The organism is Leptospiraceae bacterium, from assembly GCA_024233835.1.
Lineage (GTDB): Bacteria > Spirochaetota > Leptospiria > Leptospirales > Leptospiraceae > JACKPC01.
Genome location: JACKPC010000004.1, coordinates 304,693 through 325,646, shown reverse-complemented (window position 1 = coordinate 325,646; position 20,954 = coordinate 304,693). Strand labels below are relative to the sequence as shown.

General features: G+C 40.2%; 17 protein-coding genes. 14 read left to right on the top strand and 3 right to left on the bottom strand.

What is annotated here, in order from left to right:
- Positions 1-389 precede the first annotated feature (389 nt).
- The 3 genes from H7A25_19455 (at position 390) to H7A25_19445 (ending at position 7,834) form a co-directional block, all read left to right on the top strand.
- On the top strand, positions 390-6,545 hold the full coding sequence (locus H7A25_19455) for an Ig-like domain-containing protein (protein ID MCP5502085.1): 6,156 nt from the start codon (positions 390-392) through the stop codon (positions 6,543-6,545).
- A gap of 85 nt (positions 6,546-6,630) precedes the next feature.
- Complete coding sequence (locus H7A25_19450; protein ID MCP5502084.1) at positions 6,631-7,125, top strand: hypothetical protein; 495 nt, start codon at positions 6,631-6,633, stop codon at positions 7,123-7,125.
- A 103-nt stretch (positions 7,126-7,228) separates the two neighbouring features.
- Positions 7,229-7,834 (top strand): hypothetical protein, encoded by a 606-nt coding sequence (locus H7A25_19445; GenBank protein ID MCP5502083.1) that lies wholly within the window; start codon positions 7,229-7,231, stop codon positions 7,832-7,834.
- A gap of 50 nt (positions 7,835-7,884) precedes the next feature.
- On the opposite strand, the gene H7A25_19440 is transcribed toward H7A25_19445, so the two are convergent.
- Positions 7,885-8,943 (bottom strand): hypothetical protein, encoded by a 1,059-nt coding sequence (locus tag H7A25_19440; protein ID MCP5502082.1) that lies wholly within the window; start codon positions 8,941-8,943, stop codon positions 7,885-7,887.
- A 229-nt stretch (positions 8,944-9,172) separates the two neighbouring features.
- On the opposite strand from H7A25_19440, the gene H7A25_19435 reads away from it, so the two are divergent.
- From H7A25_19435 to H7A25_19420, 4 genes are all read left to right on the top strand, one after another.
- A complete protein-coding gene (locus H7A25_19435) occupies positions 9,173-9,541 on the top strand; it encodes a hypothetical protein (protein ID MCP5502081.1) in 369 nt (122 codons plus the stop codon).
- Positions 9,542-9,597: 56 nt separating this feature from the next.
- Complete coding sequence (locus H7A25_19430) at positions 9,598-10,347, top strand: hypothetical protein (protein MCP5502080.1); 750 nt, start codon at positions 9,598-9,600, stop codon at positions 10,345-10,347.
- Between the two features lie 156 nt (positions 10,348-10,503).
- Entirely contained in the window at positions 10,504-11,781 is a 1,278-nt protein-coding gene (locus tag H7A25_19425) for a hypothetical protein (GenBank protein ID MCP5502079.1), read from the top strand.
- Positions 11,782-11,797: 16 nt separating this feature from the next.
- Positions 11,798-12,493, top strand: a complete 696-nt coding sequence (locus H7A25_19420; GenBank protein MCP5502078.1) for a hypothetical protein — start codon at positions 11,798-11,800, stop codon at positions 12,491-12,493.
- Between the two features lie 61 nt (positions 12,494-12,554).
- Here H7A25_19420 and H7A25_19415 read toward each other — a convergent pair whose 3' ends face one another.
- Both H7A25_19415 and H7A25_19410 read right to left on the bottom strand, forming a co-directional pair.
- Positions 12,555-13,379 carry a prepilin peptidase gene (locus H7A25_19415; protein ID MCP5502077.1) on the bottom strand — a complete coding sequence of 275 codons (825 nt, stop codon included), beginning with the start codon at positions 13,377-13,379 and terminating at the stop codon, positions 12,555-12,557.
- A complete protein-coding gene (locus H7A25_19410; protein MCP5502076.1) occupies positions 13,379-14,479 on the bottom strand; it encodes an aminotransferase class I/II-fold pyridoxal phosphate-dependent enzyme in 1,101 nt (366 codons plus the stop codon). The genes H7A25_19415 and H7A25_19410 overlap by 1 nt, the downstream gene beginning before the upstream one ends.
- 386 nt (positions 14,480-14,865) lie before the next feature.
- Between H7A25_19410 and H7A25_19405 the strand changes: the two genes are divergently transcribed.
- The 7 genes from H7A25_19405 (at position 14,866) to H7A25_19375 (ending at position 20,948) form a co-directional block, all read left to right on the top strand.
- The gene (locus H7A25_19405; protein ID MCP5502075.1) at positions 14,866-15,867 is read left to right on the top strand and encodes an Rpn family recombination-promoting nuclease/putative transposase; all 1,002 of its coding nucleotides are present in this window, start codon (positions 14,866-14,868) and stop codon (positions 15,865-15,867) included.
- Between the two features lie 259 nt (positions 15,868-16,126).
- Entirely contained in the window at positions 16,127-16,576 is a 450-nt protein-coding gene (locus H7A25_19400; GenBank protein ID MCP5502074.1) for an SRPBCC family protein, read from the top strand.
- A 287-nt stretch (positions 16,577-16,863) separates the two neighbouring features.
- Entirely contained in the window at positions 16,864-17,103 is a 240-nt protein-coding gene (locus tag H7A25_19395; GenBank protein ID MCP5502073.1) for a hypothetical protein, read from the top strand.
- A gap of 69 nt (positions 17,104-17,172) precedes the next feature.
- On the top strand, positions 17,173-17,541 hold the full coding sequence (locus tag H7A25_19390; protein MCP5502072.1) for a photoactive yellow protein: 369 nt from the start codon (positions 17,173-17,175) through the stop codon (positions 17,539-17,541).
- A gap of 1 nt (position 17,542) precedes the next feature.
- A complete protein-coding gene (locus tag H7A25_19385; GenBank protein ID MCP5502071.1) occupies positions 17,543-17,800 on the top strand; it encodes a hypothetical protein in 258 nt (85 codons plus the stop codon).
- Between the two features lie 197 nt (positions 17,801-17,997).
- On the top strand, positions 17,998-19,713 hold the full coding sequence (locus tag H7A25_19380; protein MCP5502070.1) for a DEAD/DEAH box helicase: 1,716 nt from the start codon (positions 17,998-18,000) through the stop codon (positions 19,711-19,713).
- A gap of 8 nt (positions 19,714-19,721) precedes the next feature.
- Positions 19,722-20,948 (top strand): pyridoxal phosphate-dependent aminotransferase, encoded by a 1,227-nt coding sequence (locus H7A25_19375; protein ID MCP5502069.1) that lies wholly within the window; start codon positions 19,722-19,724, stop codon positions 20,946-20,948.
- The last annotated feature ends 6 nt before the right edge of the window (positions 20,949-20,954 follow it).

Genomic DNA, 20,954 nt, shown 5'->3' with positions numbered 1-20,954 from the left:
AAAGAAAAGCAGAAAATGTCCCGGATGTTCTTCGAATGCTATGCTTACGGATCCTTAGTGCAGCCCATTAGTAAATAAGTGACTCTTTTTTTGCAAACATCCTGAAATTAGTATATTTCCTGTAAGTTTTTCCCGATATTTCTCGTATAATTCTTTTGGATTAGATGTTCCAACCTCTATAAAAGGCAGAAAATATTTGAGTGAATGACATATTTTCTTCCGAGTTCTTGTTGATATGTGTAATTCATATAATATTGGTCTAAATCAAATAGTTGTACCTTGGTACATGCCTGATAAAAGACACTAAATTTTTTTTCCCATTCTGTTATTATTCTATTAAAATATGAGTCTTCTCATGTGATAGGAATAATATAATGAGAGGGAATAAGATGAAATTAAAATTGATTTCAGGTTTTATCCTGTTTTTCTCATTTTTTCTTACTGACTGTACTAAAAAAAAGAAGATCCCCATTCCTCTTTTTAGCGGTATAAAAGGTGACGAAGAAATGGTCACAGGAAGTGGAACTGCCGGAGGCAGTTTGAAAAGTATCGTAGTCAGCCCTGCGAATAAGACAATAGCCAAAAATACAACGTTGTCTTATTATGCGACAGGTATCTACAGTGACGGAACTAATAAGGATTTAACTTCTACGGTTACCTGGGATTCCGATACAAAGACAACATCTACGATTGATACAGCTGGAAAAGCAAGTGGTCTTGCTGCCGGTACTTCAAAAATTTCGGCAAACTTTAATGGTGTAACAGGCAATGCAAACCTTACGGTAAGTTCGGCAACCATTAAAACGATTGAAGTTACGCATACGGATCCTATAGCAAAAGGAACCAACCAGAAACTTAAAGCTATTGCGATTCTTTCTGATGGTACTACGCAAGATGTAACGGATCAGGTTACCTGGACGACTGATGCACCCAGTGTTGCAACCGTTGACTCCACCGGTCTTGCACAGGCTTCAACTGCAGGTACTGCTCCTATTAAAGCTACTTTAGGCGGGGTAACCGGTACAGGAGATCTGAAGGTTAAGGATGTTACAATCGTATCAATAGCTGTAAGCCAATCGAATCCTTTAAGTATAGGAACTCAGGCACAGTATACTGCTGTGGCAACTCTCTCCGATGGAACCACCCAGGATGTAACGAGTTCTGTTACCTGGTCTTCATCCAACGAATCTGTAACAAAAGTTTCCAATGATACAACTGTAAAAGGTTTGGTTACAGCCGGTGGAGAAGGTAGTTCTTCGATTACAGCAACATTGAGTGGAGTGAGCGGTTCTGCACCAGCGTCTGTAAATGACGTAAGATTGGTTTCCATTTCCGTAGGAGCTGCTTCCTCTATAGCAAAGGGCACTGGAAAGCAATTCACTGCCATGGGAACATTTAGCGATGGAACTACAAAAGATATAACTTCTCAGGTTACCTGGATTTCTTCCAATACAGATGCCGTGCATATTAGTCCATCAGTGGGAACAGAAGGATATGCTACAGGTTTAAATGTAGGAACATCAACTATAACAGCTACAGTAGCTGGAATTAGTGGAACTGCAGAATTAACTATTTCTGAAGCAACCCTACTTTCCATAGAAGTAAGTGCCCCATCCAATAGCCTTGCAAAAGGTTTGAGTCAGAACTACACTGCAATAGGAACTTTCAGTGATGGAACTACCCAGGATATTACCAGTCAGGTTACCTGGTCTTCTACAGCCAATGCAAGTGTAAGTAATGAATCAGGTTCTAATGGAAAAGTATTTGGTACTGCAGTAGGAACTTCAAACATTACAGCCAGTCTGGGCTCTGTAAGTGCATCAAATAATTTAACTATAACAAGTGCTGTTCTTATGTCCATCGGAGTTACTCCGGCTGCGCCTTCGGTTGCAAAAGGAAATAAGCAACAGTTAACAGCAACCGGAATTTACAGCGATGGAACTACCCAGGATATTACTTCTCAAGTTACCTGGTCTTCTTCCAACACAGGGGTTGCTACCGTTGATAATACAACCAGTGGTGATAATACATCTGTTAAAGGACGTGCGAATACTTTAGCCAAAGGAGCAACCTCTGTATCAGCCAGTATGAATGGAAAAACAGCTTCCGTAAATTTCACTGTTACAGATGCAGTTCTTGTATCCATTGCTATTGATCAGGCTAATCCTTCTATTGCCAAGGGAACTACTCAACAGTTCACTGTTACAGGAACCTATTCCGATGGAACCACTGCTAACTTAACTTCTTCTGTGGCCTGGAAAGCAGATAGTAACTCGGATGGAGTAGATGATAGTCTTGTAGCTGCTATTAGTAATGCCTCTGGAACAAATGGTCTGGCTACTGCTTCTGGTTCAACCGGAACTTCTTCCATCACAGCAACTATTAATGGTATCACTTCTTCAGCAGTGACTTTAACGGTGACACCGGCTACTCTTGCTTCGATTGCTGTAACACCATCTTCTGATTCTGTTGCTAAAGGATATACCAAACAGTTTACAGCTACAGGAACTTATACAGATGGAACTACACAAAATATCACATCTTCAGTTACCTGGAGTTCCGATGCGACATCTGTTGCTACTATTAGCAATGCGGGTGGTTCGGAAGGTCTCGCTACCGGGGTCAGTGCCGGTTCTGCTAATATTTCAGCTACACTGAATGGAAAAACAGGTAGTGTTGGTTTAAATGTATCGAATGCTGTTCTTGTTTCTATTGGTATTACTCCTGCTGCACCTTCGGTTGCAAAAGGACTAACTCAACAGTTTACTGCAACTGGAACCTATTCAGATAATAGTACTGCAAATATTACCTCAGCAGTTACCTGGACATCCAGTGATACTTCTAAAGCTACTATAAGTAATGCAGGAGGTTCGGAAGGACTTGCCACTACACTGGCTACCGGAACCACTACAATTACTGCAACTACCGGTGGTGTTAGTGGAAATGTAACCTTAACTGTAAGTGCTGCTACCATTGCATCGATTGCCGTTACTCCAACCGGACAATCTATCGCAAAAGGTTTAACCAAGCAATATACAGCTACTGCTACTCTGACCGATGGTACTACTCAGGATATTAGCTCTTCAGCTTCCTGGACTTCAACAGATACCAATAAAGTTACGGTGAATTCTACAGGTCTGGCTACAGGTGCTGGTGTGGGTTCTGCTAATGTTACCGCTACTAAAGACGGTAAAAGTGGAAACTCAACTCTGACAGTTACAGCTGCAACTTTAGTATCTATAGCTGTGACTCCAGCTTCTCCTTCTATTGCGAAAGGCTTACCTCAACAGTTTACCGCTACAGGAACTTATACCGATGGTTCTACTGCGGATATTACTTCAAGTGTTACCTGGTCTTCTACTAACACTTCAGTAGCTACAATCAGCAATGCGGGTGGTTCTAATGGTCTGGCTACTACTCTGGCTATTGGTTCAACTTTCATTTCAGCTCAATTAAACTCAATTACTGCACCCAATGTAACCTTTAATGTTACTGCTGCTACTGTAGCGTCGGTTGCGGTAACTCCAGCAAATCCTTCTGTTGCAAAAGGCTTAACTCAGCAATTTACAGCAACAGCAACTATGACAGATAGTTCTACTCAGAATGTTACTGCACTCGCTACCTGGTCATCCAGTGACACATCGAAAGCAACAATCAGTAATGCTGGTGGTTCTGAAGGTCTTGCCACTACACTGGCAACAGGAAGTTCTACAATTTCTGCGGTTTATAGTGGAAAAACAGGAACTACAACTTTGACAGTAAGTGCAGCTACCATTGCATCGATTGCTGTAACACCAAGCGGACAATCTATAGCAAAAGGTTTAACCAAACAATATACAGCTACTGCCACTCTGACCGATAATTCTACTCAGGATATTAGTGCTACAGCTTCCTGGACTTCAACAGATACCAGTAAAGTTACGGTGAATTCTACAGGTCTGGCTACAGGTGCTGGTGTAGGTTCTGCCAATGTTACTGCTACCAAAGACGGTAAAAGTGGAAGTTCGACTCTGACAGTTACTGCTGCTACTTTAGTATCTATAGCGGTGACACCCGGTTCACCTTCCGTAACTGCTGGAGGAACTCAGCAATTTACAGCAACCGGTTCTTATACCGATGGAACCACTCAGGATCTTACTTCTACTGTAACCTGGAGTTCTTCGGCTACAAGTGTGGCAACTATCAGTAATGCGGGTGGTTCAAACGGTCTTGCAACTTCAGCCAGTGCCGGAACTGCTACAATTACAGCATCTCTGGGTGGAGTCACATCTACCGGGGTGACCCTTACTGTGAATCCGGCAATTACTCTGAATTCTATCAGTATTTCTCCTAAAGGAGACACTGTTGCAACCGGTTTTACCAAGCAATTTACTGCCACAGGATCTTACTCCAATGGAACAACTGCTGATTTAACCTCAACTGTAACCTGGTCTTCTTCTAACACCGGGGTTGCAACTATCAGCAATGCCAGTGGTTCCAATGGATTGGCTACACCTGTAACCGGTGGTTCTACAACTATCAGTGCCAGTTATGGTGGAAAATCAGATTCAACTACTCTAACAGTGAGTTCAATTACTCTGACAGGTATTTCTATCAGTGAAAATGCTACTTATCCAGTGGGTGCAACCAAGCAGTACACTGCCTGGGGTAACTTCTCTGATGGTAGTAAGGTAAATATTACTTCTCAAGTAACCTGGACTTCCAGTGCAACTAGTGCAGCGAGCATTAGCAATGCCAGTGGTTCGCAAGGTCTGGCTACAACTCTTGCCGCAGGTGCTACAACCATCACAGCGACTAAATCAGGGGTAACAGGAACTGCCACACTTACAGTAAAAGCTGAAAATGAAACAGCCGTTACTGATACATTTAGTGGATCTATTACCAGCAACATTCCAATCGATCTGGTTGTTAAAGACCAAAACGGAGTGGCTGTAAGCGGAGTTGTGATCAAGATCTTTGATGCCAGTACCAATGGCAATGTGCTTTTTCAGGCTCTGAGTGATGGTTCAGGAAGAGTGTCAGGAACCTTAACCATTCCGATGAATTCCAGTTCCATTACTGTCTATGGACAGGGTTACAAAGGTGGCTATACTTCGACAATGCAGGATATTGTTATTGTGAAGGATGTATCCGGAACTTTAAAAATAACTCTTTTAATCAAAGACTTTATTCTGGATACAACAGTTGCTAACCTGAATACTATTACCATTACTGATACAGACGGGGATGGTGTGGAAGATGCAAATGACGCTTATCCGAGCGATGCTTCGAAAGCCTTTAAAACTCGCTTTCCAAGCTTAAAGGATAAGGTTTATTCTTTAAACATTGAGAACAACTGGCCAAATCCATCTAACATGGACTTGAATGACTATACAGTTCAGTTCTACAACGAAGAAGATACCAATGCCTCTGGCAAGATTGTTGAAATCCGTGGTAATTATGAGGTTATTGTTCGGGGGCGTTATGAGTATGAGAGCCAAACTATACAATTAAGATTTAGTGGTTTGGATGTATCTGAATATAAAGCAACATACTACAGATATGACGGAACGCAAAGGCCATCCAGTTGGACTGTTTCGACTGTTTCTGGAGGGGCTGATACTGATTTAACAGTAACAAATCCTCTGGTTATTACGAATCCGACTGCAACACAGTTAAAAGATAATCTGGTAGTATTACCTAAATCTTCGAGTGCTGCTGCTACAGACGTTCTTTTAACTTCTGCTGGTGTTCCGGCAACCCATAGTACGGGAGGTTATAAACCTACCTATAAACCTTTTCGCCCTGGAGATATTGGTAGAATTAGTATTAAGTTGAATACCCCTGCCTCTAGAGATGAGGTTGGAAATGCACCTTATGATTTATATATGAGGTTCTATCAGACACCATCAACATCAGCTTCGAGTTTAAAAGAAATTCACGTTGCTGGTTCTGGCTATGTCTGGACTTCAGGTGAAACGACTTATTGCAGTCAGGCTCCTATTAGTGGAAGTGATGCAGATTGTATAGGTAAGGATAAATACAAGGCTAATGAGACAGCCTTAAAATTTGCCTGGGGATTTGTTGTGCCGGGTGTTTGGAAGCCACAGATTGAAGGTAACAACCTGAATAGTGCTTCTGCCTCTGCTTATCCAAAGTTTATTGATTGGATTAGTAGTAATGGTAATACCTATCCGGACTGGTATAAGGCAAGTAACATTGTCAATAGCAATGCTTACCAGATCCTGAATTTGCCAAACAAGCACTTATGTCTTGACTGTAGTGCCAGTGAAGCTTACGATCCGGGAACTGCCGGAAATAATAGCGGAGCTTACTACTGTGGTACTTCTGCCGGTTCACCTACAGGTTGTGTTCTGGGTGATCTGCCTGCCAGTTATGCTACTACACCTGATGTAGCCTTTATCGATGTGGTTAAGCAAAAAACCAGTTCATTAATGGCTTACCTCAAAGGTAAATCAGCCAAGATGTTACCTCTGACTATTATAGCTCTTTTGAGCCTTGGAGTTATCTTTGTTCTGAACAAAGTAAGAAGCTCCAGAGCCTAATCGAAAATAAATTTTTCATTGAAAGCCTTCCCTTCGGGGGAGGCTTTTTTATTCTTTTTGGAGAAATAGAATGTCTAAGTGCTATATGAAGAAACTATATTTGATTTTATTAATAATATTATCCCTGACCCTGTTCTGCGGGCAGCAAGACAATAAGGACAAGGGCGACAAGGGGAAAGACCCCAGTCTTTTAGAAGTATCCAAGCAAAACCCGACTCCTACCGGGCCCAGAACTCCTATGAGTGAATACACGGAAGAAGCTCCCGGTGAATGGGAAAAGTTTAAGGAAACCCATGTGCCTCAGATAGAGTATTTCTCAGAGAGGTCTCAGAACAACATTAAGGTTGTATTAAAAGCGGAAGGATACGACAATTCTCATTATATCGAACGAATTGGAATCATGGATAGAGACAAACGGGATTTTGATTCCAAAGCCTTAAAACGCGGACAGGTTCCTCAAGCAGAACTGACCCTGAAAGATATTCCCGAAGACTTAAGCACGGTAAAAGTTTATGTGAAATGTAACCTTCATGACCTCTGGACAGTCCCTCTCTCAAAAGTCAAAGAGTTATCGAAGTAGAGTCCCTGTTAAATAATTTAGCAGTGCTACTCTTTTTATTTCAACCGGCATATTGTGTGCCGGTTTTTTCTTTTTCTTATCTTCAGGTATCTAAAATTTAAAAATGAAACTTTTATCCTTCTCCATAGTGCAATTAACTGAATTTGTATTCCTACTTTCTATTCTGATAAACCTTCTTTCTTATGTCATAGGCTTTTTTATTATCCTGCATAAAAAGCATCTGAAGACTTTTTTTAGAACTCTCAAAGAAGGTTGGTCGGCCAAATATATCACCGGAAATATTGCAGCTTTATCGGCTCTGATAACTTCCTTAACTGTCTTCTGGTTTTTACTCGTCTTTAGTGCAAATCTAAAAAAGCTGAGTATACAAAAAGCTATTATCAAAAACCCTTATCTTTCTTCTTACTTTTTACTTGCCTTACTTCTGCTTTTGATTTATACGCTTATCATTTCCATTAAGAATATAAGAAAAGCGAGGGAGCTTTGTTCGGATATGCTCGTACTTTCCTACTGGGCTTCATCAGATAAGTTTTTTGATGAACTGGGTAAGGGTTTTTTAAGTCCCTTTACGGCTCTCAGTTCTATTTTTCGGAAGTCAGTGATTCAATCCCAAATGAGCCAATTAATATTAAGTTCTTTTATCTGGATGATAGGGGAGTATGTTTTTAAAATTTCTATAGTGGTTTCTGTTTTTATCCTGGGAGCCTGAGGAGAAGACCCCCATTTTTACTGTGAATCACAGGGCTGTAAAAAGAAGTTTTACTTCTTTTCTCCCATCAGGATTCTTTCTTTTTCAATTTTAAATCTGGCCATGATTTCCATTCTCTTGGAATTTAACCAATCAGGTCCACCGGTAGATTTGGATTCATTAAAGTTTTGTTCGGCTTCCATTAAGTCTCCCTTATACCACTGGTAAATGGCAAGGTTCCAATAAGCACTGGGGCTTGAGTCGCCGGAAATCGTCAGGGCTTTTTTCCAATTTTTATAGGCTTCTTCATAATCCGGGGGTTCTGTGTCGGCCCATTTGATACCGGCTTTTAAAAGGGCTTTTACCTGGTCTTTATTTTCATCGGCTACTCCTACCGGATCGTCATAAAGAGCCACTTCAAGGGCTCCCATTTTGGGAGAGATATTACTGGCAATGGAAAAAGCCGCCACTCTCACCGCCTGGGAAAAACCTTCTTGCTCGGAGACACAGGAGGGATTCCCTAAATGGCTGCTGACTACATTGGGTTGATTATAAGCATAGGTCAATGAATCTCCTGTTTCTACATTGATTAAGCGACCTTTAATATTCACTGTTGTAGTACGATAGCCGGTATATTTGGTTTCCGTAATTTGCTTGTATCTGAGACATTTACCTTCTTTATTATAACTTACGCAGATACTTTTATTATGCGTGGAAACTCTTACATCACATTGACTTACCGGTGGAGCAGGGGTTTCGAGGTAAAGAAGTCCGTCTATGGCCAGTTGTCTGCCCAGATCTTTAATATCACCTGTTATTCCTGTCTGACTCAGGGCGACTTCTTTCAGCCTATCTTCTCTGTTTTTAACATCTACAAGTTTATAGAACTTGAATTCCTGGAGAGTATTTTCTACTGAATCAGTAAGAGTCTTGGACCAGTTCCCGTATCTACCTCCACCAACAGGAGGGAATGTGCTCTGGTGATACACAGCAATATTTCTCTGACCTCTCATTACTTTCATGTAATTAGGAGGCATGGTTTCTACGACCGGTATTTTAATGTAGGTAGAGCAAGCTGAGAGAAAAAGAAAAATGGGGAAGAAATGCAAAAATATTTGCCTATGATTCATAAAACCTGTTTCCTATCGTATAAAATATTTAATATTGAAAGTGATAAATATTCCACCTGTGTCAATAGTTAAATGAAAAAAGTTTTAAATCGAATCATAAAATAAAATAAAAAATTCATATAAATGCTAAAAAAAATTATTGACTTTATCGAAAAACTCTGTTTTAGCTTCATTCGATAAATAGAACTACTAAGGTACAACTTAGAGTTCTTCAATTTTGGAGTTCATGATGGTTAAAAAACTACTTTCTTCTTCTGTTGCTGCTCTATTTGCTGCAACTCTTTTTGTTTCTCCGGTTTCTGCTAAAGGTGACTGTAGAGGTCTGGATGAGTCTAAATGTAAAGCGGATAACGCTTGCAATTGGGTTGGTGCTTCTAAGAGAAAAGGCAAAAATGGAAAAGATATCAATGTAAAAGCACATTGCCGTGGCAAAGGCGGTGGACCGAGAGTGAGAAAAGATGATGACAAAAAAGGTCCAAGAGGCGGAGATAGAAAAGGTCCAAGAGGAAATAGAGGTGGAGATAAAAAAGCTCCCGTTAAAAAAGATGGTGGCGACAGAAAAGGCCCCAGAGGCAAAAAAGACGCAGACAAAAAATAATTTAAAATAGAAATATAAGAGCCGGTGAGAACCGGCTTTTTTAGAAGATTAGACTATTGAAAAAAACAAATAAAACTCGATATAATTTAGACATTCAATCCTTTCGAAAACGAATCCTTTTCAGCTCCTCCCTTACTTTTATTCTTTATGCTTCCATTTTAACCTGGGCATACACTCGTATAGAACCGGAGTCCACGCAAAAGTTCTTTTTTATCAGTGCCTGCGTAATTGGAATTATAAGCTTTTTTTTATTTAAGAAATATACAAACCAGTTGCGAATATTGAAAAATACTTATATAGAAATAGAAGGAAAGGTTCTCAGACAATATACAATTAATAATATATGTACTGAAATTGATCTGAAAGGGGTCAGTGGTTTGCAGAGAGATTCCTTTCGGGGTTATCCTCGTTTGTTGCTTTTAACACCGGAGGGAAATTTTTCTCTCATCAATCCGGTGCAAATCGAAAAGCTACAGGTAGAACTGGAACAAATTATTGGAAAAAAAACAGCAGCCAGAATATTTAAAGGAAAAGAAATACTCACGAAAGCTATATTTTTCTTTTCTCCCTCTGTTATAATTGGATTTGTTTACTTATTTCAAACCAAAATTTTTGATACTATAAAACTTCATGTTTATATGGTTTACATAACCTTCATCATAAATCTTATGTTTTTTCTACATTCTTTCAGTGAAGATAAAGTGGAAGGTGGAATTTCGGCTAATTTGGTTCGAAAGCTTTTGATTATTCTGGGAGCTACTCTTGCCTACCTGCTATACAGCGTTTTTGTTTCCGGGCTTTTGTAAAAAGCCGAGAGTTTTTACTCCTGGGCGAGGCACCGGTGACTCGCCTGCTTCTCAGAAAAAATAAGGGCTTATAAAATTTTCTTGTAAAGAAAAATAGAACCTTTCTAAACTGGTCATGAGAAGTCTCAGGATTTCATTGAATTTAAGGAGTTTCTTATGAACCAGAAGTTATTCGCTTCCATACTGATGTTGTTTAGTGCATTTATCGGTACCGGTCTTTATGCCCAGTCCATCCCGCTTAACGAGTTATTTGCCAGACCGGCAGTTATCGGTGATTCTTTAAGTCAGGGGTTTTATGGGGCAACGGTTGAACAAAAAACACAAAACTGGGCTTACCCGGTTCTCGTTAGCAAGCAGGCGGGTTCCAATGTATCTTATAACAAGTTAAAAGGACCCTATTTAAATTTTGAGGATGTACTAAAAGGTAACTGTGGTGTTTTTTGTACAGCTTCCGGAGTTATTGGTGGAAATGATGGGACAGTTGCTTTACCTACTCATGCAGGCATCACCGGTGCGGATTATACAAATGCACTTTATACCAGCGGAGCCTGTGAAGACACGCGGGCAAAAAAATGGGAAAAAGAATGGTATTGGAAAACCTGGTATTGGTATACCTACCGCTGGGTTGAAGTCGCCGATTGTCAGGAACCCGATAAGTTTCACAGTCTGGGTCTTCGTGATGCAGGAACTCAGATAGAAATTATGGAGAAAGTGAAGCCAAGTTTTATTTTTGCTTCAGTAGCTGCCAATCATGTCCTGTGCACGGCTCTACATACAAATCTTTCCTGTCTCGATGAAGCTCGCTTTAAAACCGATTTCAATGAGGCTATGAGACGTATTTCTGCGATAGGAACCGTTAAGGGAGGAGTTATCTTTACAATTCCTTATGTAACTTCAATTGCATTTTTGGAAAAATATAAGGACCCTCAAAATAGACCGGAATACAGTGGTTTAAAAGCTTTCTTTAGAAGTTCCGTTTCCGATCCTTCTCAGGTATTGGATGATACAGAAGTTAAGAAAATTAAAGAATTCTCAGATATGTTGAATTCTGAGATTAAAACAAAAGCCGCTGCTATGGGTCTTGCTGTAGCTGACTTTGCTTTGATTTTTGATGATATACAGGAAAATGGAAGACCTATTAGCAGTCCATCCGGTTACTCTCCGGGTTCAGCAACTACTCATTGGCCTTTGCAAAATAAACCGGGAGTTTTCGGTCTGGATGGAGTTCATCCCAATATGTACGGACATTCTGTTATGGCCAATGAGTTAATAAAAGTAATTAATACCAAATATGGTGTGAACATAGCAGAAGTATCTGAATATACAGCCTGGTACTATGATACCCTGAACCAGAATCCTGTAGATTTGAAGAGTTTCTTAAGTGATGGCTGGATGGGACAATTCTTATCCTGGGTTATTAGTATATTCGCTTAAATAGAGGAGAAATTATATGAAGAATAAACAAGGACTTATAATTACTTTAGCAGTATTGGTTATTTTAGGATTAGCTGCTTTCTTTTTTATTCCGGATGGTTCGATAAAGACGGTTAAGAAAAGCAACCCAAAAGAGGATAAGCTTCCAAAGTTACCTTCGGACTCCGGGGATGATTTTTATTCCAGCATCTATACCGATGCACCTAAGCCTGAGCAGGAAGAGCCAAGATTGGAAAGTCAGGTGAAAAATCTTTGGCCACATTTAGCTATTCAGATCAATTGGAAAGAAAAGAAAGAACGGGTAAAAAAAGAATGGACCGAGTTTTCAGCAAAATATCCGGACAATATTTACATTCCTTCGAGTTTTAAAGCTCCGAGTACGGAAGAGGAAAAAAAGCAAGCCCGAAAAGAAAATGATACATTTCTCTCGGTTTTTACCGGTGCTTCCCTTTCTGAATTAATGGCTCGAAATGCAAAACCCGGAGAATTGGCGAAGGATCCCGGAGCAAAAGCATTCAAGCCGGAAGAGCAAAGAGCTTTTTTTTCTTACAAGCAAAAAGAACTGAAGTCACGCATTGAATTGGTAGAATATGCTATGAGTTTTAATAAGTTGTTGGGAGATCAGGCAGAACTGGCTAAAAAAGATTTGGAAGTATGGAAAAAGGAACTTCAACAGATAGAAGAAATTTCTAAAACGGTACCTAAAACATAAGCTTCTTTTTCCTTCCCCATTTCCCCTTCCCCACGCTAAAGCATGGGGAAGGATAGGTATTTTATGGTAAAAGCAACGTGGGAAGGAGATTGTAAGAGTAAGCTGATTTGGCTATGTATACGAGGATAAGGGCAAGGGAGAAATAAAAGCCCATAGGGATAGCTGTTTTTCGAAAGACTTTTGTTTTGTCCCTGAGAACAAATGAGACAAGGAGGGCAGTGATATAGGAAGCATTCAGAAAAAGCATCCACCAGGGATGTCCGGCGAGATAGGCGAAGACGGGGGCAAAGATAACATCGCCCAGTCCGATTCCTTTTGGATACAAAAGATACAGGGCAAGAAAGAATATAAGAAATCCGGCAAAAACATAGACTCTAAGAAGGCCAAAGGGTTCCTCTCCAAAAAAATAATTTGCTATTGTTCCGAAAAGGAAAATAAAGGGAAGGTTTTCATAATCCAAAGAAAATTTTTTCCAATCGGTGTACATGCTAATATACAGATGTCCTAATAGAAGGGTGCAACTGAGTCCGAAGAAAAAACTTCTGGATAAGTAAAATGTAAGAAGAAAGAAGAGGCCGAAGCCGAGTTCTGTGAGCGGATAATGAAAAGGGATTTGGTAATGACAATAGCGACATTGCTTCAAGGAATAAAAATAGCCGAAAACAGGAACGAGAGAGTTGATAGGGATTCGCTTCCCGCAGTGATTACAGGAGCTGGGTTTTGTTAAGAGTTCTTTCCATTTTTGAGTGTTGGAATAGCGTTTTCTTTCCGGGGAATAAAAAATTTGGAGGATTCTCTCTGCCAGGGTAACATAAAAGCTTCCGAGGGAGAGAGAAATTAAAAAACCAAAAAAATAGAAATTAAACTCTCTAAGGGTTTCGGGCATTAAGTGGCCAGTTCTTTTAGGGCTTTCATTCCTTTTTCCAGATTCTCCCGGGTAGAGGCAAAACTGATGCGGATATAGCTATGTGAATTGTTGAAGATAAAGCCGGGAACGAGGATAAGTTTCTTTTCTTCTATAGCTTTTTGTACGAACTCTCTATCATCACCCTTTATCTTGATGAAGAAGTAAAAAGCACCTGCACTTTTCTCTAATTCAAAAACATCTTTTAACTCGGAGTATACATAGTCTCTTTTTGTTTTATAGTCGCTGATATATTCCGACATATCTGTCTTGAGTGCTTCTATCCCGGCATACTGCGTAATCGAAGGAGCACAGACCAGGGTATATTGTTGCAGGGTGGTAAGTGCCTGGCAGACGGGAGCCGGTGCGAGTATAGAAGCGAGGCGTAAGCCTGTCATACTATATGTTTTAGAAAAACCGGAAAGAGTTATGGTTTTCTCATAAAACGAACCCGGAGACAAAAAGGTTTTGTCGTAGTCGAAAAGTTCATAAATTTCATCCGAAACAAGGTAGGCCCCTGTTTTCTCTGCTAAATCCGCCAGCAATTCGAGTTGTTTTCGTTTTAAGATATAGCCGGTTGGGTTTGAGGGGGTGGAGAATATAATAATTTTAAATTTCTTATTCAAAAGAGGTTTAATTTCTTCTTCTCCAAATTTTTCCGATATAGTATGGATCCTCGCTCCATTAAATTTAAGCATGGATGGATACATGAGAAAATACGGAGAAACAACCAGACATTCATCGCCGGGGTTTATGAGTGCATTGAAAAGCAGGATGAAAGCCGAGCTTACCCCTGAAGTAATTAAAACCCGTTCCGGTTTTGCATAGTGAATGCCATTGACTTTCTCATACTTCTCTATCATGGCTTCTTTTAATTCCGGGATTCCACCTGTCAGGGTATAGGCCGTTTTACCGTCCCTGGCTGCTTTGGTCAGGGCCTCAATAATGTTCGGCGGACAGGCAAAATGGGGCTGACCGATGGATAAATTTATCGGATCGGTGAGCTTGTTGGCGGCTTCGAAAGCCTTACGAATGGGAGATGTATCTAAACCTTTGATTCTATCGGATAGGGGAAAATCCATAAGTAAACAGGTTATTTCGGTATTTATTGTGAGTCAATCGGTAATCTTTCGGCCACAGGCAAAAACTAACAGAAGATTTGCTCCAAAACTGTTATTATTCTCCTCTCAGTCATCTTTCACCTTTGGATTGAGGTTTGGATTCACCTTTGCATTCACCTCCTCATTCACCTTTGTTTCACCTTTTCCGAAAGAAGAGGTCGTAGAAAGCAATGTTCCGTACCCTGTTCTGAACGTGAATGGTGAGTGAAAGAAGAATGAATGTAGAATAGGAGGATTGAAAAAAAGTTCCAAAAATTATCCCAAAAGTCCAGTTTTAGTTTTCCTTCTATAGAAAATTTTTGTTCCTTCTGTGCATTTTCAAACCCTTTATAGTAGGAGATCATAAAATGAAACAGGAAGAATCAGAAAAATCAGCGGGGCTTTTGCCTTTGCATGTGGACATAGTATTTAAGATATTCTGCATAAAAAACCCCAAATTATTGATGAACTTACTCAATGCAGTCTTAGGCTTTGAAAAAGAAGAAAAGATTAAAGAGATAAAGATTTTGAACCCGGAAATCCCGGGAGATTTTCATGATGAAAAAATTTCCATACTGGATATACACGCGGTAAATGAAAAAAAAGAACATTTCAATGTAGAAATGCAAACCAGTTCCCAGAGCTTTTATGGGAAAAGAATCCTTTACTACTGGGCCAGGCTTTACACGACGCAGATAGATAAAGGGGAAGAATACGGTGATTTAAAGCCCGTGTATTCCATCTCGTTTTTAAACTTTCAAATGAAACAAACCAGAAATTTCCACTCCAGTTTCCGGCTACTGGAAAAAGACAGTCCTGAAATACACTTGACGAAGGATCTTGAAATTCATATAATAGAACTACCCAGGTTTAAAGGGAATCTTGAAACCCTTGAGACAGAACTGGAAAACTGGGTATACCTTTTACGAGAAGCGGGACAGCTAAAGGAAAGAGAGATGAGCGATTTAAAAATCAAAAACCCTGTAATTCGAGAGGCTGTTGAAGCTCTTCAGGATATTTCTCTGGACAACAAGACCCGGAATTACTATGAAATGCGCCTGAAAGCCGCTCGTGATTATGAGGCTATGAAAGACTATGCGTATAAAGAGGGGAGGAAGAGCGGTTTTGAAGCAGGAATAGAGAAAGGAATAGAAAAAGGCAGAGAACAAGAACGCCTTCTGGCCCAGGAAGAGATAGAGAAGACACAACGCCTTGCGAGTATTCGTGAAAAACGAGCCGAGCATAAAAAAGCCCTCAGGACTGCGATAAATTTGAAGAAAGAAGGAGCTGAGTTAAAATTCATATCCCGTATTACAGAACTCCCGGAAGCTTATTTGGAGAGGTTTTTTCGGAAAGCGTTTGGGGATTAGAAATTAGAGGTTTGGAATTAGTGACTTTTCTTGAAAAGCTGGCTTTCCAAAAGGAAAACAAGTTCACAGGGGAAAGGTCTGACATGGAACGGTCGCGACCGTTCCTTACTAATCCCTAATATCTAAACACTAATACACAAAATGGGCTAATATGCAAATCACTTGCACTCGGGGTGTTATACGAGAATTGCAGTGTGTAAAGTCAAAACATAGTGTATAGAAAAGAACTTTTAAATTTAGCAATCATAAGAGGAGAAATATGTCAAATAACAGCGTTACACTTCACAGAGTTTTTGCGGCACCGGTAGAAAAAGTATTTAAGGCCTTCACAGATGCTGATGCAATGGCGTCCTGGTTTCCGCCTTATGGGTTTGTTTGTAAAGTACATAGTCTTGACTTTAAAGTTGGAGGCACATACAAAATGTCTTTTATAAATTTTACCACAGGCAACGGTCATTCCTTTCAAGGTCAATATTTAGAAATTCTACAAAATGAATTACTAAAATATACAGACCAATTTGACGACCCAAATATGCCAGGACAGATGATTACCACTATCAAATTTAAAAAAGTTATTTGTGGTACAGAGCTTTTCGCTTTGCAAGAAGGCATACCTGATGTCATACCTGCTGAAATGTGTTATTTAGGCTGGCAAGAATCATTAGACAAACTAAAAAGATTAGTAGAACCAAATATACCGGATGCTTAAAGTATCAAAGTATGGCACAAATCAATCTATGGATCAATTTTAATGGAAACTCTGAGGAGGCTTTTTCATTAAAAATAGCTTGTACCTGCAAAGGCATATAGTCTTTTTGACTATATGCAGCCCTCGCCATGTTCGCTTTGAAAAAGATTACTGGAACGAGCATTTTCTGCTTTTCTTTTCTCTGTGAAGTGGCAGATTTCACCGGGATACACACGATACAAAAAGGAAATAAAAATCTTGCCAAATTTTAGATTATCTAGATTCTTTTTAGTTTTTAGGATAGAAAAATGGAAGAAGCACCGGACATGATTGAACAGCTAAAAGTCCAGATCGAAGCTCTGGATTTGGAGAAAGAATTTTTAAAATCCGAGATCGGAACTTCCGAACCGGAAGAACTTTTACTTTTAATTAAAAATATGGAAGAACAACTGGTCGATTTATACAGACAAAAAGAAGAATACAGGGTGGTTCAGGCGAAAGCTATTCAGATTCTTGGACCCAAAACCGTTTATATAAAACAAGGATAAGGAAGTGATATGAGTTCTGAATTACTAAAACGAATCCAAAAACAGGGAGAAATGTGGGCAAAATCAGGCATGAGGTTCTTAGACGAGGACCGTCTGAAATCTATTGTGGTTATGCCCCGTTCTGAAATTGACCGTCTCGATATCGGAGTGGTCAAAGTGGATGATAAGGGTCAAATTCTTCTCTATAATCGCTATGAGTCAGTGAAGGCCAAAGTGTCCCCCCAGGAAGCGGAAGGAAAGAATTTTTTCACAGAAGTCGCTCCCTGCACCAATAATGGAATTTTTAAAGGAAGTTTTTCCAATGGAGTGCAGGAGAGAAATCTGGATCTCATTTTTCCCTATACTTTTACCTACAAAATGAAACCCACCTCCGTGATTATTCATCTTTATAGAGATAATCCTTCTTCTAGCAACTGGATTTTTGTGAACTGGAAATAAAATGGACGAAAAGAAGATAATAGAAGCCCTCGAACAAACGCTTATCGGGCTTTATAGAGACAAGGAAAGGCTGGAAGAAGGCCTGGGTACCTCCGATTGCATGGAGATTGTATCTATCTACCGTAATTTAGAAGCCCAACTCCAGGATCTTTATAAAGAAAGGGAGAACGCCATCTTTATTGAGGGTAAAGAGATTGTGATTGAGGGAAGCAGAAAAATTCGAATTCTTACCGACACTGCCTCCTCTTCTTTAAATTAAAGATTCGCCTACAGCCTGTCTTAAAATAGGCTTATCTATTCAAGAAAAGCAAGCTGCAAGAGCCTGTAGCTTCATTTTCGGACAGGCTCTTATAAGCCTTACTCGTTTTCTCTCGAACTGGAAGTAGTTTTCTACTTGACAATACGAAATTGTTTAGCAATCTATCCTTGCTTTTTTTAATGGGGAGAACCGTATAGATGAGTAAACCTTTAATCGTACAGAGTGATAAAACTATGCTTCTGGAAGTGGATAACCAGGAGTTCGAAGAATGTCGTAATGTGATATCCCGTTTTGCCGAGCTCGAAAAGAGTCCGGAATACCTTCATACCTATAGAATTTCTTCTCTTTCTCTCTGGAATGCTGCTTCTACCCGCATGTCTGCGGAAGAAATTGTAGAAGCCCTTCATAAGTATGCCCGTTATTCCGTTCCCAAAAACGTGATCAATGAAATTCAGGAGCAAATCAGTCGCTACGGTAAGGTAAAGCTGGTGAAAGATGAAACCGGCGAGCTGGCCATTATTTCTAATGAAAAAGGTTTTATCCAGGAAATAGGGGCTCATCGTTCCATTCAACCCTATATACAGGAAAGAATAGGACCCGATAAGATTCATGTAAAGAAAGAGTACAGGGGACACATTAAGCAGGCCCTGATAAAAATAGGTTTTCCTGTAGAAGACCTTGCCGGCTATGATGAAGGTAATAAATTCCCCTTCAACCTGCGACCGGAAACCGTAGGTGGGAATAAATTTGGCATGAGGGACTATCAGAGAGCTTCTGTAGAAGTATTCCATGCCGGTGGCACCAACGAGGGTGGTTCAGGAGTAGTCGTTCTTCCCTGCGGTGCCGGAAAAACAATCGTAGGAATTGGAGTGATGCAGATTATCGGGGCAGAAACCCTGATTCTTGTTACAAACACCCTCTCTATCCGTCAGTGGAAAAATGAGATCCTCGATAAAACCGACATTCCGGAAGAAGATATTGGTGAATACTCCGGTGAAAAAAAAGAGATTAAGCCCATTACCATTGCAACTTATAACATTCTAACCCACAGAAAGAAAAAGGGAAACGATTTTACCCACTTTCATATTTTCTCGGCTAATAACTGGGGACTCATTGTCTATGACGAGGTTCATCTCCTTCCGGCACCTGTTTTTCGGATGACTTCCGAGCTTCAGGCCAAACGTCGTCTCGGTCTCACAGCAACCCTGGTTCGGGAAGACGGTCTCGAAGAGGATGTATTCAGCCTGATAGGGCCCAAGAAATACGATGTTCCCTGGAAAGAGCTGGAAACCAAGTCCTGGATTGCCGAAGCAAGGTGTATTGAAATTCGGGTTTCTATGGAAGATGATCTCCGCCTGAAATACTCTGTTTCTGATGATAGGGAAAAATTTCGTATTGCTTCCGAAAATCAGGAAAAACTCAAAGCTATTGATCTTTTAATCAGACGACATCCGAATTCCAATTTGCTTATCATCGGACAGTATATCGATCAGTTAGAAACGATTTCGAAAAAGTTTAAAATTCCTCTAATTACAGGAAAAACACCACTCAGTGAAAGGCAGGAACTGTATAATGCTTTTCGAACCGGTAAAATTAACTCACTGGTCGTGAGTAAGGTAGCCAATTTCTCGATTGACCTTCCGGATGCTAATATTGCTATCCAGGTTTCCGGAACTTTTGGTTCGAGGCAGGAAGAGGCCCAGAGGCTGGGTCGAGTGCTTCGTCCCAAGCAGAATGATAATACAGCGATTTTTTATTCCCTTATTTCTCGTGATACCAGCGAGGAGAGATTCGGCCAGAATCGTCAGCTTTTCTTGACCGAGCAGGGATATGAGTATTCGATTTACACTTACGACCAGTTTAGAGAAATGGTCGAAGAAGAGCTTCAGGAAAAAGAAATAGCGAAAGTATAGGAGAAAGCATGATTCTTCAAGCCAAACGTTTAGATGTTATTGAACCCTCCCCCACACTGGCAATTACTGCCAAAGCCAATGCTTTAAAAGCGGAAGGTAAGGATGTAATCGGATTCGGAGCCGGAGAGCCCGATTTTGATACTCCGGAACATATTAAGAAGGCAGCCATTCGGGCTATGGAGGCCGGAAAAACGAAATATACTCCGGTAGCCGGAACGGTTTCTCTCAAGGATGCCATTATCCGAAAGTTCGAGAGAGACAACCAGCTTAAGTATGGAAGAAATAATATTATAGTAGGAGTAGGTGGAAAGCAGGTTATTTATAACTTTTTTCTGGCCACTTTAAATCCGGGAGATGAGGTGATTATCCCGGCTCCCTACTGGGTAAGTTATGCAGATATAGTGAAGTTGGCCGAGGGTGTTCCTGTTATTGTGAAAACAAAGGCAGAAAATAATTTTTTAATTACTCCGGAAGAATTGAAGCAGGCTATTACTCCCAGAACAAAAGTATTTTTGTTTAATTCTCCTTCCAATCCAACCGGGGCTGCCTATTCAAAGGCCCAGCAGGAAAAGCTTTGCGAAGTTCTACTTCAGAAGGAAATCCTAATTTTTACAGATGATATCTACGAAAAAATTATTTACGATGGCTTTGAGTTTTTCAACCCGGCTATGCTTTCGGCTGAATTAAAGGAAAGAACTTTTATAGCCAATGGAGTTTCTAAAACCTATTCTATGACCGGTTGGAGGATTGGTTACGGAGCCGGAAATGAAACTATCATTAATAATATTTCCACCATGCAGAGTCAATCTACTTCTAACGCAACTTCCATTGCTCAATATGCAGCAGAAGAAGCTCTAAATGGAAGTCAGGAATGCGTGGAAGAAATGCGTCAGGCTTTTGATAAGCGCAGAAAATCCATTGTGAGCCTTTTGAACGCAATTCCCGGTGTGGACTGTAATACTCCCCAGGGAGCGTTTTATGTGTTTCCGTATATTCAGAAGGTTTATGAGTTGGATGGATTCCAAAAGCTTTTACAAAATACAAAAGAAACTTCTAAAAGTAAAATTTTCTGTGACCATCTTTTATCAAAATACGAAGTAGCTGTGGTTCCGGGTTCTGCTTTTGGAGATGATGATGGAATTCGTCTTTCTTATGCTTTATCCCAGGGAGACATTGATAAAGGTGTGGCTCGTATCCATAAACTGGTAGAAGACCTACAAAAAGGAATAATTTAAGTGGTT